15 protein-coding genes are annotated in these 16,149 nt (G+C 50.2%); 9 read left to right on the plus strand and 6 right to left on the minus strand.

Features of this window, described 5'->3' with window-relative positions:
• Positions 1-40 precede the first annotated feature (40 nt).
• Positions 41-187 (minus strand): hypothetical protein, encoded by a 147-nt coding sequence (locus tag ACFI32_RS01125; protein ID WP_462624646.1) that lies wholly within the window; start codon positions 185-187, stop codon positions 41-43.
• Between ACFI32_RS01125 and ACFI32_RS01130 the strand changes: the two genes are divergently transcribed.
• Positions 186-1,007, plus strand: coding sequence for a thiazole synthase (locus ACFI32_RS01130; RefSeq protein WP_462624647.1), 822 nt, complete (start codon positions 186-188; stop codon positions 1,005-1,007). The two genes, ACFI32_RS01125 and ACFI32_RS01130, sit on opposite strands and share 2 nt — an antisense overlap.
• Before the next feature lie 146 nt (positions 1,008-1,153).
• Positions 1,154-2,557, plus strand: coding sequence for a WS/DGAT/MGAT family O-acyltransferase (locus ACFI32_RS01135; RefSeq protein ID WP_462624648.1), 1,404 nt, complete (start codon positions 1,154-1,156; stop codon positions 2,555-2,557).
• A 93-nt stretch (positions 2,558-2,650) separates the two neighbouring features.
• Here ACFI32_RS01135 and ACFI32_RS01140 read toward each other — a convergent pair whose 3' ends face one another.
• Both ACFI32_RS01140 and dxs read right to left on the minus strand, forming a co-directional pair.
• Complete coding sequence (locus tag ACFI32_RS01140; protein ID WP_462624649.1) at positions 2,651-3,478, minus strand: inositol monophosphatase family protein; 828 nt, start codon at positions 3,476-3,478, stop codon at positions 2,651-2,653.
• Between the two features lie 283 nt (positions 3,479-3,761).
• Positions 3,762-5,816, minus strand: coding sequence for a 1-deoxy-D-xylulose-5-phosphate synthase (gene dxs / locus ACFI32_RS01145; protein ID WP_462624650.1), 2,055 nt, complete (start codon positions 5,814-5,816; stop codon positions 3,762-3,764).
• A 421-nt stretch (positions 5,817-6,237) separates the two neighbouring features.
• Between dxs and ribA the strand changes: the two genes are divergently transcribed.
• The 3 genes from ribA (at position 6,238) to ACFI32_RS01160 (ending at position 8,917) form a co-directional block, all read left to right on the plus strand.
• Entirely contained in the window at positions 6,238-6,876 is a 639-nt protein-coding gene (ribA, locus tag ACFI32_RS01150; RefSeq protein WP_462624651.1) for a GTP cyclohydrolase II, read from the plus strand.
• A 93-nt stretch (positions 6,877-6,969) separates the two neighbouring features.
• Positions 6,970-7,992: an oxygen-dependent coproporphyrinogen oxidase gene (gene hemF, locus ACFI32_RS01155; RefSeq protein WP_462624652.1), complete on the plus strand. Its 1,023-nt coding sequence runs from the start codon at positions 6,970-6,972 to the stop codon at positions 7,990-7,992.
• Positions 7,993-8,449: 457 nt separating this feature from the next.
• Entirely contained in the window at positions 8,450-8,917 is a 468-nt protein-coding gene (locus tag ACFI32_RS01160; protein ID WP_462624653.1) for a c-type cytochrome, read from the plus strand.
• A gap of 96 nt (positions 8,918-9,013) precedes the next feature.
• Here ACFI32_RS01160 and ACFI32_RS01165 read toward each other — a convergent pair whose 3' ends face one another.
• From ACFI32_RS01165 to ACFI32_RS01175, 3 genes are all read right to left on the minus strand, one after another.
• A complete protein-coding gene (locus ACFI32_RS01165; RefSeq protein WP_462624654.1) occupies positions 9,014-9,985 on the minus strand; it encodes a mechanosensitive ion channel family protein in 972 nt (323 codons plus the stop codon).
• A gap of 77 nt (positions 9,986-10,062) precedes the next feature.
• Positions 10,063-10,629: a lactoylglutathione lyase gene (gene gloA, locus ACFI32_RS01170; protein WP_462624655.1), complete on the minus strand. Its 567-nt coding sequence runs from the start codon at positions 10,627-10,629 to the stop codon at positions 10,063-10,065.
• Positions 10,630-10,934: 305 nt separating this feature from the next.
• Positions 10,935-11,573 (minus strand): carbonic anhydrase, encoded by a 639-nt coding sequence (locus ACFI32_RS01175; protein WP_462624656.1) that lies wholly within the window; start codon positions 11,571-11,573, stop codon positions 10,935-10,937.
• Positions 11,574-12,149: 576 nt separating this feature from the next.
• On the opposite strand from ACFI32_RS01175, the gene potA reads away from it, so the two are divergent.
• The 4 genes from potA to ACFI32_RS01195 all read left to right on the plus strand — a co-directional run bounded on the left by potA (position 12,150) and on the right by ACFI32_RS01195 (position 16,062).
• Positions 12,150-13,382 carry a spermidine/putrescine ABC transporter ATP-binding protein PotA gene (gene potA, locus ACFI32_RS01180; protein ID WP_462624658.1) on the plus strand — a complete coding sequence of 411 codons (1,233 nt, stop codon included), beginning with the start codon at positions 12,150-12,152 and terminating at the stop codon, positions 13,380-13,382.
• A 4-nt stretch (positions 13,383-13,386) separates the two neighbouring features.
• Positions 13,387-14,265 (plus strand): spermidine/putrescine ABC transporter permease PotB, encoded by an 879-nt coding sequence (potB, locus tag ACFI32_RS01185; protein ID WP_462624659.1) that lies wholly within the window; start codon positions 13,387-13,389, stop codon positions 14,263-14,265.
• Positions 14,266-14,273: 8 nt separating this feature from the next.
• Positions 14,274-15,089: a spermidine/putrescine ABC transporter permease PotC gene (gene potC, locus ACFI32_RS01190; RefSeq protein ID WP_462624825.1), complete on the plus strand. Its 816-nt coding sequence runs from the start codon at positions 14,274-14,276 to the stop codon at positions 15,087-15,089.
• A gap of 82 nt (positions 15,090-15,171) precedes the next feature.
• The gene (locus ACFI32_RS01195) at positions 15,172-16,062 is read left to right on the plus strand and encodes a LysR family transcriptional regulator (protein ID WP_462624660.1); all 891 of its coding nucleotides are present in this window, start codon (positions 15,172-15,174) and stop codon (positions 16,060-16,062) included.
• Positions 16,063-16,149 lie beyond the last annotated feature (87 nt).

The raw sequence follows: 16,149 nt of genomic DNA on the forward strand, positions 1-16,149 counted from the left end.
TAAACTGGGTAAAGAGTGCAAGTAAGCGCGCATGAGTTTGTTATAATAACATTTTGTTTTGTGCCATAAGCAAGGCTTTCGCGCCATTTGTATTTTGCGCGTTTGATTCATGCCCTCTTATTTGCTTATGTTGTTTTGTTTTCTCGCGCGATCTTTTATTGCCTCCCGCTATTAGGATATCAGTCATGACCAGTCATACCGCCGCCCCTGAGCACACGCCACTTAGCCAAGACACATTTACCGTTGGTAGTCGTACGTTTTCATCTAGGCTGCTGGTCGGTACGGGAAAATACAAAGACATGACCGAAACGGGCAACGCCATTGCCGCATCACAAGCGGAAATTGTCACCGTCGCCATTCGCCGTACCAACATCGGTCAGCACCGCGATGAGCCAAACTTACTTGATGTCATCTCACCAGACAAATATACCATTTTGCCCAACACCGCTGGCTGCTTTGATGCTGACTCCGCCATCCGTACCTGCAAGCTTGCACGCGAACTGCTTGACGGGCATAATTTGGTTAAACTCGAAGTATTGGGCGATGAAAAAAGCCTCTACCCCAATGTGACCGAAACCCTAAAAGCGGCGCAAGTGCTCATTGATGATGGCTTTGAAGTCATGGTGTATACCTCAGATGATCCCATCGTTGCACAAGAGCTAGAGAGTATGGGCTGCGTGGCCATCATGCCGCTTGGCAGCTTGATTGGCTCAGGCCTTGGTTTGCTAAACCGCCACACGCTCAGCTTGATTATCGAAAACGCCAACGTGCCTGTCTTGGTCGATGCTGGTGTGGGTACGGCTTCAGATGCCGCTATTGCCATGGAGCTCGGCTGTGATGGGGTGCTGATGAATTCAGCCATCGCCCATGCCCAAAACCCAGTATTGATGGCGCATGCGATGAAACATGCCGTTTGGGCGGGACGCGAGGCATTTTTGGCAGGGCGTATGCCGATGCGCAAAATGGCGCAAGCCAGCTCGCCACAAACCGGCTACTTTTTTCAGTAAGCACGCACGTTTTGAGTGACTCATTATCGTCACTGATGTGGGTGATTTCGATTAGCCGCCACACTTAACCCAACCGCTGTACCTATGGGCGCGCCGCATTGCTGGCTGTCCTTAACGCGCAGTTTATTGATAGACAAGGATATGCCATGCGATTGTTGACGGCTGTTGATCAGTTATTTTTACTTCTTGAATCGCGCAAACAGCCGATGCATGTGGGTGGCTTGTTTTTATTTGAGTTGCCAGAAGGTGCCGAAAGCAGCGACTTTGTTGGTCAGTTGGTGCGCCAAATGCAAACCTCAGATGTGCCGCCCAGCTTTCCTTTTAATCAGGTGCTAGAGCATTTGTTGTTTTGGAAACAAGACGAAGACTTCGATGTTGAGCATCATTTCCGTCATGTGGCACTGCCTCGGCCAGCCTTGGTGCGCGAGCTGCTGATGTATGTGTCAAAAGAACATGGCCGCTTGCTTGATCGCGCCATGCCTCTGTGGGAGTGTCATGTCATCGAAGGTATCCGTGCTGAAAGCGACGACAAACCTGAGCGTTTTGCCTTGTATTTTAAGATTCATCATTCGCTGGTTGATGGTATTGCGGCAATGCGCCTGATCCAAAAGTCGCTGTCACAATCGCCTGATGAGCCGATGAGCCTGCCTGTATGGTCACTCATGACGCGTCATCGCAATCAAGTCGATGCGCTGATACCCAGCGACCGCTCAGTGCGCCGTATTGTCAAAGAACAGCTCGGCACCATCAAACCTGTCTGCCGTGAGCTGATCGATACCTTTAAGAACTTTCGTGATGACAATCATGTCAGCACCCTTGATGCGCCGCGCAGTGTATTGAACCAACGTATTTCAGCCTCACGGCGCGTGGCCACACAGTCGTATGAGTTACAACGCTTTCGGAATGTCAGTGCCGCGCTGGACGTTAGTGTTAACGATGTGGTGCTGGCCGTGTGTGCAGGGGCACTGCGCCGCTATCTCTTGGCGATGGATGCTTTGCCGCGCAAACCGCTGATCGCTTTTGTACCCATATCACTGCGCCGTGACGATAGCGCCAACGGCAACCAAGTCTCCTTTTTACTGGCCAATCTTGGCACCCATTTAGACGATCCACTGGCTCGCTTGGAACTGATTCATGGCAGCATGAACTATGGCAAGCGCCGCTTTGGGCGTATGAACCAAGCACAGGTCATCAACTACAGCGCCATTGCCTATGCGTGGGAAGGCTTTAATTTGTTGACAGGTCTGTTCCCCAAAACTCAAGCCTTTAACCTGATCATCTCCAACGTACCGGGATCCAAAAAACCACTATACTGGAACGGTGCCCAAATGAGCGCACTCTACCCTGCGTCGGTGGTGTTTAATGGTCAAGCGATGAACATCACCCTTGCCAGCTATTTGGATAAAATTGAATTTGGCATCACTGCCTGTAGCAAGATTTTACCTCACGTACAAGACATGCTGACGCTGTTAGAAGAAGAGCTGAACGTGCTTGAGCAAATAAGTGGTGATCGCGGCGTACAAAAAATCGGCGACAACAATACGCCCTAGCCAGCACCTTATTACCAACATAAAAAAAGCTGACCCCATTGAGGATCAGCTTTTTTTATGTCATAACTTACTGCTATTTTAATGGCAGATCACTTATAACGCATCACCCCATGCAGGGACAACCACTTGCATCAATGGCTTGAGCAGTTTGATGTTACAAGCAAAGATAGAGCCGCTGGTCATTGAATCGTGCGCGCCTTTGTGATCAACCACCACACCGCGCGCTTCACTAACGATCAACTCACCTGCTGCGATGTCCCAAGGCTTGATAGACATCTCAAAGTAACCATCAAGACGGCCAGCAGCCACGTAGCACAAATCTAATGCCGCAGAGCCCAAACGGCGTACTTGGCCGCCTGCTTCACATACCTTTTGCAAGCTTTCAAAATGCTCTTTGGCATAGGAGATCACCTCGCCATTACGGCGACGCTCTAGTGGATGACCTGTGGTAAATAGGCCGCCATCAAGAGTTTTGCGCTCACTGACGCTGATACGGCGCTGGTTCAAACGTGCGCCTTTACCGCGGCTGGCTGAAAACATCTCGTCACGGACAGGGTCATAGACCACGCCGTGCTGGGTAACGCCTTTGTGCTGTACCGCAATCGATACACAAAACTGCGGTACGCCATGAACGAAGTTTTTGGTGCCATCAAGTGGATCGATGATCCAGCACCAGTCGGCATCTTCACCCACACCTTCTTGCATACCGAACTCTTCACCCAAGAATGAATGGTTTGGGTAGCTGCTTTTGAGCGTGGCGATGGTCAGCTCTTCGCTGAAGCGATCAATACGCGTCACCAAGCCATCAATGCCTTTAGACTCAATATCCAGCTCGATTTTATGGCGGTTTTGATGTGCGTGTAAAATCTCAGTACCAACTTTTTCAGCAGCACGTGCTGCGATGACTACCATGGGTTCCATAAATAACCTATCTGCTTGATGAATAAAAAATAAAGGAATAAAACCAGTGATGACACACCCATGAGCGGTCGTGTCACGCGTCGTTGCGATGATGAAGACTGCCAGACCTCACCCTACCAATTATAAGACTGCGCCCAACATAGCATAAAAAGCCCAAAGCGGCACCAAAGATGCCGCCACGCTTACTACCCAAGTTGTGAAACAGTCAGCACCTACGGCAAGCAGGCGTTTTTTCTCATTCATTAACCAATAACGTTAATGAAGTCATATCTCTAAACCATCATTATGCGCTCAGCATTTGCTGCACACGCGCGACCACACCTGCGACATCAAGGCCGCAATCTGCCAACTGCTCAGCAGGTGACCCGTGGGCGATAAAGCGATCAGGAATACCGATGTTGGTAATGCGTACTGGCTGCGCTTGGAAACGTGGCGACTCGTTGAGCAAATACTCATTGACCGCGCTACCCGCGCCGCCCATCACCACATGTTCTTCCAAAGTCACCAGATGCGTGATGCCTTGCGTCAGTAATGTTTCTAACAATTCAGTGTCCAGTGGTTTGACCCAGCGCATATTGACCACTTGTATGTGGCAATCTGCTATATAGCCCGCTGCTTGGCTATCCGTCAGCGCCGTTGCTGCTTGCTGCGCCGCAGCCACCATAGTGCCAAACGCCAATAGCGCGACTTTTTTGGTGGCGGACTCAGCGCCAAGCGTCGATTCGATCACCGCCTTACCGATGGGATAATGCTGCGCGGGACGACTGATCGGTGCGCCCACACCTGTACCACGTGGGTAGCGTACCGCCGTACTGCCTTTATGATCGTAGCAAGTATTGAGCAGCTGATAGCATTCGTTTTCATCCTTTGGCGCAGCGACCAACATATTGGGCACGCAGCGCAAAAAGGCAAAATCAAATACCCCAGCATGGGTCGCGCCATCTTCACCAACCAAACCTGCACGGTCAATGGCGAACATCACATCAAGGTCTTGCAGAGCGATATCATGAATCAGCTGGTCATAGCCGCGCTGCAAAAACGTTGAGTAAATCGCCACAATGGGTTTGACGCCTTGCGTGGCCATGCCGCCTGCTAGCGTCACCGCATGCTGCTCAGCAATGGCCACATCAAAAAAACGGGTCGGAAACTGCTGGGCAAATTCGATCATGCCCGAGCCTTCTTCCATCGCTGGGGTGATGGCCAGCAGTTGGTCATCAGTGGCGGCCTTGTCGCACAAAAACTGACCGAATACTTGCGAGTATTTGAGGGCAGGTTTTTGCTTGGGCGCAGCTGGCGCAGCGCTGTCATCAGCAGGTAACTTACCAATGGCATGATAGCCAACAGGATCGGCTTCTGCAGGCGCAAAACCCTTGCCTTTGGTGGTATAAATGTGTACCAGTACTGGGCCTTTAACCGATTTGGCAAGGCTGAGCACACGTAGCAACTCAGGGATATTATGGCCATCAAAAGGGCCAAAATAAGTAAAGCCGATCGCTTTGAATAAGTTGTCTTCTAACTGAGGTACGGCGCGCTGCTCGGTGTGACGCTTGCGGCGATCAAAACCGCGCATATCAGGACGACGACGCAATACGGGCGCGCCTTTATCGCTGATATCAACCTGATAACCCGACTCCCACAGCATCGCCAAATGGCGCGAAAACCCGCCGATTGAGCAAGAAATGGACATGTCATTGTCATTTAAAATGACCAGCAAATCAGCATCTTGCTGCACCGCGTCATTCATCGCCTCAAACGCCATGCCACCTGTCATCGCCCCATCACCAATCACGCAGGCCACGGTTTGAGGTCGGCCTTGATAGCGCAGTGCCAGACTCATGCCCAAACCTGCTGAAATGGCCGTCGAGGAGTGACCCACGCCAAAGGTATCGTACACGGATTCGGCGCGCTCAGGGAATGCGGTCAGACCCTCTTTGGCACGAATACTCCCCAAACGCTCGCGGCGACCTGTTAACGCCTTATGCGCATAGGCTTGATGACCCACGTCCCAAACGATCTGATCTTCAGGGGTATCTAGCAGATAGTGCAGCGCAATGGTCAACTCAATCACGCCCAAGTTGGCACCAAAATGACCACCGCTTTGGCCGACTGAATATAGCAAAAACAAACGCAGCTCATCGGCCAAGGGGATCAGTTGCTCAGCACTGAGCGCTGAGAGATCAGATGGCACATCGATGGTATCGAGCAGCGGCGTCTGCGGACGCGTACGCGGCAACACTGAGTACGTCTGTTGCAGGTCAGATAGCGATTCAGTAGACTCGGTAACTGATGACGATGGGGGTGACGACCAAGACTGTGAGGAATGAGTTGATTGCTGCATAAATCTTACGATACCTACCAATCTACTGACAAGTTGCTGTTAATCATAGCGTTTTGCGTCATGATCTCTCGATAAGGCCACAAAGACATCTGTTAAAAGTGGCGCCCAGTTTGGCGCCGTTGTTCTAATCAGGTCGTCCGTCACGATATACGCCACCGCGCCGCCACTATGCATAAGTGACGATACAGTAATGTAAGGCAAAGACTTGTCACTGTATCCGTTAAAATAGTATGGCATAATAGCATTTTTTTTTAACTGTCGCTTCAATCATCGTGCGTAGTCTGTGAACTTTGTGTGTTTTTCGCGCAAATGCGATTATCATCACGGTTACAGTATTTTTACTACGATAACAACACAGCTGTCTCGACATGGCTGTTATCATCTCATCTAAGCGCCGATCATCAGCCTTTGCAGGACATTAATGTCATATCAATTTATCACCAGCGCCAAACTGCCCACTCGCCATGGCGAGTTTGATCTTCATGTATTTGAGAACGAGGCGGGAGAAGAGCATGTGATGCTTACCGTCGGCTTGCCTATGGTCAAACCGCCAATGGTTCTGAGCGATAGCGATACAGCTTACGATAAGCCGCCTATTCCACTGGTACGCATCCATTCTGAATGCCTCACAGGTGATGCGTTCAGCTCGCTAAAATGTGACTGCGGCCCTCAGCTCAACGCCGCTATGCACGCCATCCAAGAAGCTGGATGCGGCGCGATCTTGTATCTGCGCCAAGAAGGTCGCGGCATTGGTTTGACCAACAAAATCCGCGCTTATGCGCTGCAAGACCAAGGCCATGATACCCTTGATGCCAACTTGATGCTAGGTCTGCCTGCAGATGCGCGCACCTACGATATGTGTCAACCGATGCTGGCACATGTGGGCGTAGACGAGGTGCGCTTGATCACCAATAACCCTGATAAGCTGGCTTATCTGAGCGCGCATGGCATTCATGTCGCGGCGCGTGTACCATTACTGGTGGGCGTCAATGATATGAACGCCAGCTATTTGGCGACCAAACGTGATCGTATGGGTCATTTATTGGACCCTGAGTTTTAGGGTGTGTTCTTCATTCAAACGCTGATCACCACTTTTTAAATAGGGACACGCCCAGTCACACTTCCCCTTTATTCACTTATGACAGGCACTTTTATGAGCACCTTTCACGACAACCCCATCGACCAGCACAGCCACAATAATAATCACAATAACAATGACGACGCCATCACGCCAAACGATACCGATTTGCAACGTGTACGGACGTTTTTGCTCGACTTGCAAGCGCGTATTTGCCAAGCGTTAGAGGCGCAAGAAAAAGACGGCGGCGGCGAGGCGGTATTTGTCGCTGATGAGTGGCAGCGTGAAGAAGGCGGCGGCGGTCGATCTTGCGTCCTTGCAGACGGTGCGGTGATCGAAAAAGCAGGAGTGATGTTCAGTCATATCCATGTCCATAACTTGCCCGCCTCAGCCACTGCCCGCCACCCTGATATTGCCGGTCGCCGCGCCCAAGCGATGGGCGTGTCACTGGTGGTACACCCTAAAAACCCCAATGTCCCAACCAGCCATGCCAATGTGCGTTTGTTCGTCGCTGAAGCAGAAGGCAAAGCACCGATTTGGTGGTTTGGTGGCGGTTTTGATTTGACGCCATTTTATCCAGTGCTGGCCGATTGTGTGCACTGGCATCAGGTGTGTCATGACCTGTGCGTGCCGTTTGGTGACAACATCTATCCTGACTTCAAGCAGTGGTGTGATGAATATTTTCATCTGCGTCACCGCGATGAGCAGCGCGGTATTGGTGGTCTGTTCTATGATGATGTCAACACCGAAAGCCGCGGCTGGGACTTTGAAACCTGCTTTGACTTTATGCAGGCGGTGGGTCAAGGCTACCTTGACGGTATCCTTCCCATCTTTGAGCAGCGCAAAAATGTACCGTATACCGAGGCGCAGCGCGAGTTCCAGTTGTACCGCCGTGGCCGCTATGTCGAGTACAATCTGGTTTATGACCGTGGTACGCTCTTTGGCCTACAAAGCAACGGCCGCATTGAGTCAATTTTGGTCAGTATGCCGCCGCTTGCCAGCTGGCATTATCGCTTTGAACCAGCCGAGGGCACGCCTGAGTTTGAGCTGACCGATTACTATCTCAAACCGCGTGACTGGTTGACTTTGGCCTCATGACTGGCATAATAATAAACAAATGCGCGTTTCGTAACCACACGTAACAGTAGCGGTGTGCATTAACTGTCTGATCTTAACATGTCAGTCATTAAAGTCAGCGATGATCGCTGGCTTTTTATTTGCCGCGCTTTTGATAATGACATTTGTCGCCAGTCGTCACAGTATCGCACGGCGCTGCGTATGACCCAGTGCTGGCCACTAAGGCGCGTCCCTAGTTGGTAACTCAGCGCTTACAAAACAGTACGTAAACCTGCTACCCAACTGCGCGTCATCACCGTTACATTATCAGTCATACGCCTATCGCAGTAGCCAAAAAAAACCGTGCAAATGCTGACCCGTTTCCGTATTACTGGTTTATTTGTTGTACTTAACCACCTTTTACCCACCTTGACATGGGTATTCAGTCACTATTACCAAAGTCATGATAGATCATATAATGAATAAGGAGTTCATAGCTATGTCACAGCTTAACCGCAGACGCACCGCCAAATCTCTCATCAGTGTCGCCTTGGTGACCGCCGCGCTAGGCCTCAGTGCCTGTAGCAGCCCCGAAAGTCCTGACCTTAAAGCGCGTGAAGACATCATGAAAGGTTGGGGTGATGCCATGGGTATCATGGGCGGCATGATAAAGGCACCCGATACATTTGATGCTGATATGTTCAAGGAGCAAGCGGCATTTTTGGCAGATGATGCTGATAGCCCGTGGAGTCACTTTGCGGATAAAAATGCGGTTGGCGGTGCGGCTGAAGCAGTGTGGAGCGATGGCGACGGTTTTAATGCCGAAATCGATAAGTTCAAACAAGCCACTGCTGAGCTCAACAGCGCAGCACAAAACGCGACCAGTGCTGCTGATGTCCAGCCTGCCTTTGGTGATGTGGGTGCCTCTTGTAAGTCGTGCCACACAGAATACCGCGCCGAAAAATAATACTTGAACCTTTGCTTTTATAGCATGAGAAAACCGCCATACTCTGATTGAGAATGGCGGTTTTTTTGTGGCCTGAGTGTGATTTAAGTCGCTATATTACGAGTCATTACCGCTGTTCTCTGGTGTTTTGGTATCGTGATCGGTTGTCTTTGCTTGTAGTTTTTCAACCACGGCATTGACGGACGCATCACTGAGATCAAGCGTACGAATGGGGAACGGAATGTTCACGCCAGCGGCATCTAGTGCCCGCTTAATCTCGACAATCACCTCATGAATCGAAGCGACTTTATTCGCCTGCGTGCCATCATCGATAAACCAGCGCACCATCAAGTCAATCGATGAGCCACCAAACCCTGTGGCAATCACGCTTGGGGTTTGGATACGTGAGACGCTATCAGAATGCTCTAATGCCTTGATGATTTCCGCTTTAGCGCCTTCGATATCGTCATCATAACCGATACCGACTGCCACTTGCAGACGACGCTGTTTATAAGCCGTGTTGACCGTAAGCGCAGAGGTATACAGCTCCGAGTTCGGGATCACCACCTGCCGACCATCATAAGTTTTGATGGTGGTCGCACGAATTTTGATGTCCTCAACGGTGCCTTCATAATCGCCTGAGATGATCTGATCGCCAATACGAAATGGCTCTGAGAGCAGTAATAAAATACCTGATAATAGGTTCTGAAAAATATCTTTAAACGCAAAACCAATCGCCACAGAACCAATACCCAGCGCGCCAATCAACTTAGCGGGAGTAAAGCCTGGAATGGCAATGACCATGGCGATCATAAAACCGATAAATAAAATGAGCGCCCCGCCCACACGCTGAAACACCTTGACCAAATTTTGGTGACGTACACGTGATCCCAAAATTTTATGTACCATCTTTTTAAAGGCGATCGATAACAGCCAAAAGAGACCAACCACAATCAGCGCGGCCACAAAATAGGGAATTCGATCAATAAAATTGCTGGCCAAGTCTTTGGTGGTGTCCACTACCTGTTGATAAATAGTTACCCCACCGTCGATCTTTTCTGAAATGCTGTCTGCATTGGGGATGGGCATAAAAAGGGTGCTCCTATAGTGATGGTCATGACGTGCGGTTGGGTAAGCCGCACAGTCGATTCAGCGTCGGTGATGCTTTATTTTGACATCAGACCCGCTTGGACAATTTCGATCCAGTAGCCATCGACGTCTTTGATAAAGGCGATGTTTTTCATGCTGCCCTCTTCTGGACGTTTTTTAAAGGTGACATTGTTGTCATCGAACCAAGCCACTGCCGCATCCAAGTCAGGCACACTAAAGCAAATATGACCAAAGCCTTGCGGCTCAGCGTTACCGTCATGATAGCTAAAGTCTTCTTTGTCTTCAGTACCGTAGTTGTGGGTCAGCTCCAAGATACCACGTTGGCTAAACGCATAGACGTTTAGGTCATCGCCAGCTGGCAAATGGTCACGCTCTTCTTCAGTCAGTTTGGCCAAGAAGTACAAGTCAAATGCCATATCAGGATATTTTTTGACCGCCAGCAAGGTCATGCCCAGTACGCCAGTATAAAATGCTAACGACTTTTCTGGGTCTTTGACGCGCAGCATGGTGTGGTTAAAGATGAAGTTTTCAGTATTGGCTGCTATCGGTTGAACGCCAGCAGCGCTGAGACTGTTTTTTGGTTGTTCGATAGTGGTGACGTTATTGGTATGAGTGTCAGACATGATTATCCTTATAATAAATGAGTGAATATGTAGCGCAGCCGCACCGATGCAAGGCAGTGCGGTCTGATTACCTCATAATAATAAAAAAATAAGCCAGTAAGACTGTCGTTTTGTAAAGGCGCGCCGATTCAAGCCGGTTTGATGTGGCGCAGCTTGGAGGGTTCTGCGACATGATATTGATAGCCAGCAATCAAAACAGCCGCTTGCAATCGGGCAAACGGCTGTTTTTTGGATCAGTAACTCTCTTTTTATAGCGTCCTATGGATGACAACAGCGTTGTAAAAGTCATGCCATGTCAGTGATGCTTAAGTATCTAAAAAGCGTACTTTGCCTGTTTTTAGGTCGTATTCTGCGCCGACAATCAGCAGCTGACCATTGCTGGTCAAGTCTTCTAAGATGCGCGATCCATGTTTGAGCTGACTGACTGACATGCGCACATTGGCACGGATAGAGCGATCAACCAACTCGTCTGCGTCAACGTCATGGCCATTGGCGGTCGCCAGCTCATGCAAGTTATAAACGCTTGGGCGAATGCGATCAACAATAGACTGCAAGTTGGGTGAGTAGTTTTGCTCAGGGTTGATCAAGGTCTCAACGCACGCGGTCACTGCGCCGCAATGTGAGTGCCCCAGTACGACGACCAGTTTGGTGCCAAAAGTTTCGGCCGCAAACTCGACCGATCCAATTTGCGAAGGTGCGACGATATTGCCTGCCACGCGAATGACAAACAAGTCACCCAAGCCTTGGTCAAAGACGATTTCAACAGGGACACGGGCGTCTGAGCAGCCCAAAATGATCGCCATCGGATCTTGTTTGCTGACCAGCTCTGGGCGTTTTTGCATCAGCTGATCAGAGCTGGTCAAGCTGTCAACATAGCGCTCATTGCCTTCTTTGAGCATGGCCAGTGCCTCTTGACCTGTCACAGGGCGAGTCTGATTTGTCATGACATATCCTTTAATAGTAACTACTGTAAAAGCGAATGGGATGGCAAGTATAAACGCAACAACACGCCTATCTGCTATGAAATGATTGTATAGCAATCTGCCTGCCAACATGATAAAAATTGTTATGGCGCGCACGTGCTAACCGTTATTAATACCGCGTGCATCGAGATATCATCCAGTCTACACAAACCCAATATATCATCATACATGCCATCGGCTGAGCGGTACTTTTAACCTGTTAATTGCTCAAACCTATTTTTTTAACGTCTGTTTTTCCATTCTAAATGATCTGCCTTTTTTGATTTCATTGCCGACTGTCACTGGCACTGCTGCACAACCAATACCAAGCGCTGGTGGCGACGGGCTGCTGGTTTGTTATAATGTGACACATTCATAAGGTAGACCGTCTTGATTTTTACTTGCTTGTTACTTGCCATACCACTAACCACATACCGATATGCACGCCTTGACGCACGTCTAGGGTTTATCGCCGATTGACCTTATCCCAAACCAAACGAACCTGCCAAACGCTAGCGATTGCTGTGTATTTACCATTGTCTCTTAGGAACTTATGCCATGACTGACTCGACATCAAGCGTGCCTGCTGCAGATGCCAAAGCGGCGGATGTGCTGCTGCAAGTGACAGGGCTTAAAAAAAGCTACGGCGCTGCTGAGGTGCTGACCGATATCAATTTAACTATCAAGCAAGGCGAGTTTTTGACCTTGCTTGGGCCATCAGGCTGCGGCAAGACCACTTTGCTGCGCTTGATTGCGGGTTTTGAGCAGCCAACCGCTGGGGCCATATTTTTGGAGGGCGTGCAAATGGCGGGGCTCTCGGCGGACAAGCGCCCTGTAAATACCGTGTTTCAGCAATATGCGCTGTTTCCGCATATGACGGTGGCACAAAACGTCGCCTACGGCCTGAAGCTTAAAAAAGTCCCCAAGGCAGCGATTCAAACGCGGGTCAGCGAGATGCTGGCGATGGTGCAACTTGAGCATTTGGCCAATCGCAAACCGCAAGATCTATCAGGCGGTCAGCAGCAGCGAGTCGCCATCGCCCGCGCAGTCATCAACCGCCCTAAAATCTTGCTGCTTGATGAGCCATTATCGGCGTTAGATTACAAGTTGCGCCTACAAATGCAGTCTGAGCTTAAACGTTTGCAACGCGAGCTGGGCATTACCTTTGTGTTTGTCACCCACGATCAAGAGGAGGCGCTGTCGATGTCCGATCGCATCGCAGTGATGAAAGATGGTAGGTTTCAACAAATTGGCACGCCCATTCAGATTTATGAAACCCCTGCCAACTTGTTTACCGCGGAATTTATCGGTGAGACCAACTTATTTAAAGCCACCGTACATGGCGTCTATCCCGATCAGCCCGATCGCAATGGCAAAGTGACCAATGGCCGTATTGAAGTGTCAGTTTGTGAGGCAGACTCGCAGGAGGCGCCTACCGCGCTGCGCAATTTGCGCCGTCATGAATTCGCAAAAAACGTGCAGGTCGGCGATACGGTCAACTTGCTGCTACGGCCTGAGGATTTACGTATTTATGAAGCCGATGATGACGCGCATGCGGGACTGCTGGGGCGGATTATTGAAAGTAACTATAAAGGCAGCACGCTGGACTCTATCATTGAGCTGGACAATGGTCATGTGATCAAAGCGTCAGAATTTTTTGATGAAGAAGACCCAAGCTTCGATTATAAGCTTGGCGAGCGGGTCAAAGTGTCGTGGGTCGATGGCTGGGAGTGGCTGCTGCCTGAGCAAGACTCGCCGCGCGAGATACAGCGCAGCAAGATAAGGGTATGAGCTGATGGCGCGTGCAAATTTAAGCAATAAAAGTCCGTTTCGTACCGCCACACTGTGGCTGATTTGGGGCTGGCTACTCATCTTTGCCTTACTGCCTAATATACTGGTAATCGCGGTTAGCTTTTTAACCCGTGACAGCAGTGACTTTATCAGTTTGCCTGTCAGTTTGGGCAGCTATTATCGTATGCTCGATCCGCTATATTTTGATGTGTTTTTGCATTCATTATGGATGGCATCATTAACCACGGCGATTTGTTTGCTGTTTGGTTATCCGTTTGCGTGGCTGATATCCAAGGCCAAAGCGCGCTGGCAACCGCTTTTAATGCTGCTGCTGATTTTGCCCTTTTGGACCAACTCACTGGTGCGCACCTATGCGCTCAAGTTGCTGTTTGCCAACAATGGCCTGATTAATAAGTCGTTACTCGCGATGGGCCTTATTGATGCGCCGATTGATATTTTGTACACCCAAGGGGCAGTGATTGCAGGACTCACCTATCTGCTGTTTCCATTTATGGTACTGCCGCTATATGCGGTGTTTACTGATTTGCGCGGTGACATGCTGCTGGCCTCACAAGATTTGGGCGCAAGCAGGCCGCAGACCTTTTGGCATGTGGTGTTGCCATTGACCACGCCCGGTATCATTTCAGGTGTCCTGCTGGTACTGCTCCCTGCAATGGGCATGTTTTATGTCGCTGATATTTTGGGCGGCTCACGCAACCTACTCGTGGGCAATATCATCAAAAATCAATTTTTGGATGCACGCGATTGGCCGTTTGGCGCGGCTGCGAGTGTGCTATTAACGGTGGCGATGGCGATATTATTGCTCGCCTACCGCGCCAGTAGTCGCCGTATTGGCAAAACTGACTTTAATGAGGTGGCATAATGACCGCAATGACCTCAAAATCAGCGACGAAAACCACGTCCAAAACACGGTCGTTTTCCTTTGGCCGTCTGGCTGCGCGCAGTTATTTGGCACTGATTTATGCGCTGCTGTATATCCCCATCATCGTGCTGGTGGTGATGTCGTTCAATAAATCCAAAATCGGCTACAATTGGGGCGGCTTTAGCCTCAAATGGTACGAGGCACTGATGAACAACCAAGCGATGCTGGATGCCCTTTGGCATTCAATCGTCCTTGGCTTGGTCGCTGCCACTGTGTCGACTTTGATCGGCACCTTGACTGCCCTTGCGCTGCATCGCTATGACTTTCGCGGCAAAGGGTTGCTCAGCGGTCTATTGTTTGTGCTGATGATGTCGCCTGAGATTGTGCTTGCCATCTCACTATTGGCGCTGTTTTTATTGATCGGTATGCAGCTTGGGTTTGTCTCATTGCTACTGGCACACATCACCTTTTGCTTACCGTTTGTGGTCATTACCGTATTTGCGCGGATGAGCAGCTTGGATGAGCGCTTGATGGAAGCGGCGCGCGATTTGGGCGCGACTGAGTCCACCATGGTGCGTACGGTTTTGGTCCCTGTCATTTTTCCTGCGGTGATGGCAGGGTGGCTGCTTGCCTTTACCCTATCGCTTGATGATGTGGTGGTCTCTACCTTTGTCACTGGCCCCAGCTATGAGATTTTACCGCTGCGTATTTATTCAATGGTGCGCGTGGGTCTAAAGCCTGAGGTTAACGCCATTGGCACGCTGCTGCTGGTCGCCTCCTTGCTTCTTGTGGTCATCTCGCAGTGGCTGCTTCGGCGGCGCTAATAGCGGCTACAGAGGTTTTCCGTGAAAAGCCGCGCCATATTCCTTATAATGAATTTTTTTCAGCTTGCGGCTTGTTGATCTTATGCTTGAACTTCGTCACTTAAATACTTTAACGGCGCTACGCGCTCATGGCTCGTTGGCTGCGGCTGCCGAAGAGCTACATGTGACGGCATCAGCGGTGTCGCATCAGCTCAAAGAGCTGGAAAATTACTACGACATCAGTCTGGTCAATCGCCGTACCCGCCCATTGACCTTTACCCCAGCGGGCAAAATCGTGCTGGCACTGGCAGACAACGTTCTGCCGCAAGTGGGCCGCACCAAAGCCAATCTCAAACGTCTCGCCTACGGTCAAGCAGGCCGATTGCGGCTGGCCTCAGAGTGCCACAGCTGTTTTGATTGGCTGATGCCCATACTCAATCACTATCGCCGTGAGTGGTCGGATGTGGAGCTGGATTTTGCCACTGGCTTTGAGCCTGAGCCGCATCATTTGCTGTTAGAGGGCGATATTGACCTGCTTATCACCACCAGCAACTTACCGATAGACGGGCTCAGTTATCAACCGCTTTTTGAATATGAAAGCCGCTTGGTACTCTCGCCGCTGCACCGCTTGGCCGCTTGTGACGTGATTTGTCCTGACGACTTAACCGATGAGACCTTAATTGCCTATCCAGTAGAGGCCAAACGGCTGGACATCATTGCCAACTTTATGACCCCAGCGCAGGCGTCGTTTAAAAAAATGCGCACCACAGAGCTGACCGCGATGCTGATCCAGCTGGTTGCTAGTGAACGCGGCGTGGCCGCGCTGCCTGATTGGGTAGTGGCCGAATATGAGAAAAAGGGCTGGGTGGTCTCACGACCACTAGGCGATGGTGTGCATTGTCAGCTGTATGCAGCAACGCGTACTTCTAGTCAAGATACGGCGTATATGCAGGGGTTTGCCAATTTATTGGAAGGGATCGTAAAGCCAGTTTAATGCTCTACTGCTTATTACATTTTTTGGTTATAAAATACTGTCCGCTTTCTTACGTTGTGGTAGGCGCTGGGAGAAATGATGGTACCC

The organism is Psychrobacter sp. PSi21 (genome assembly GCF_054960615.1).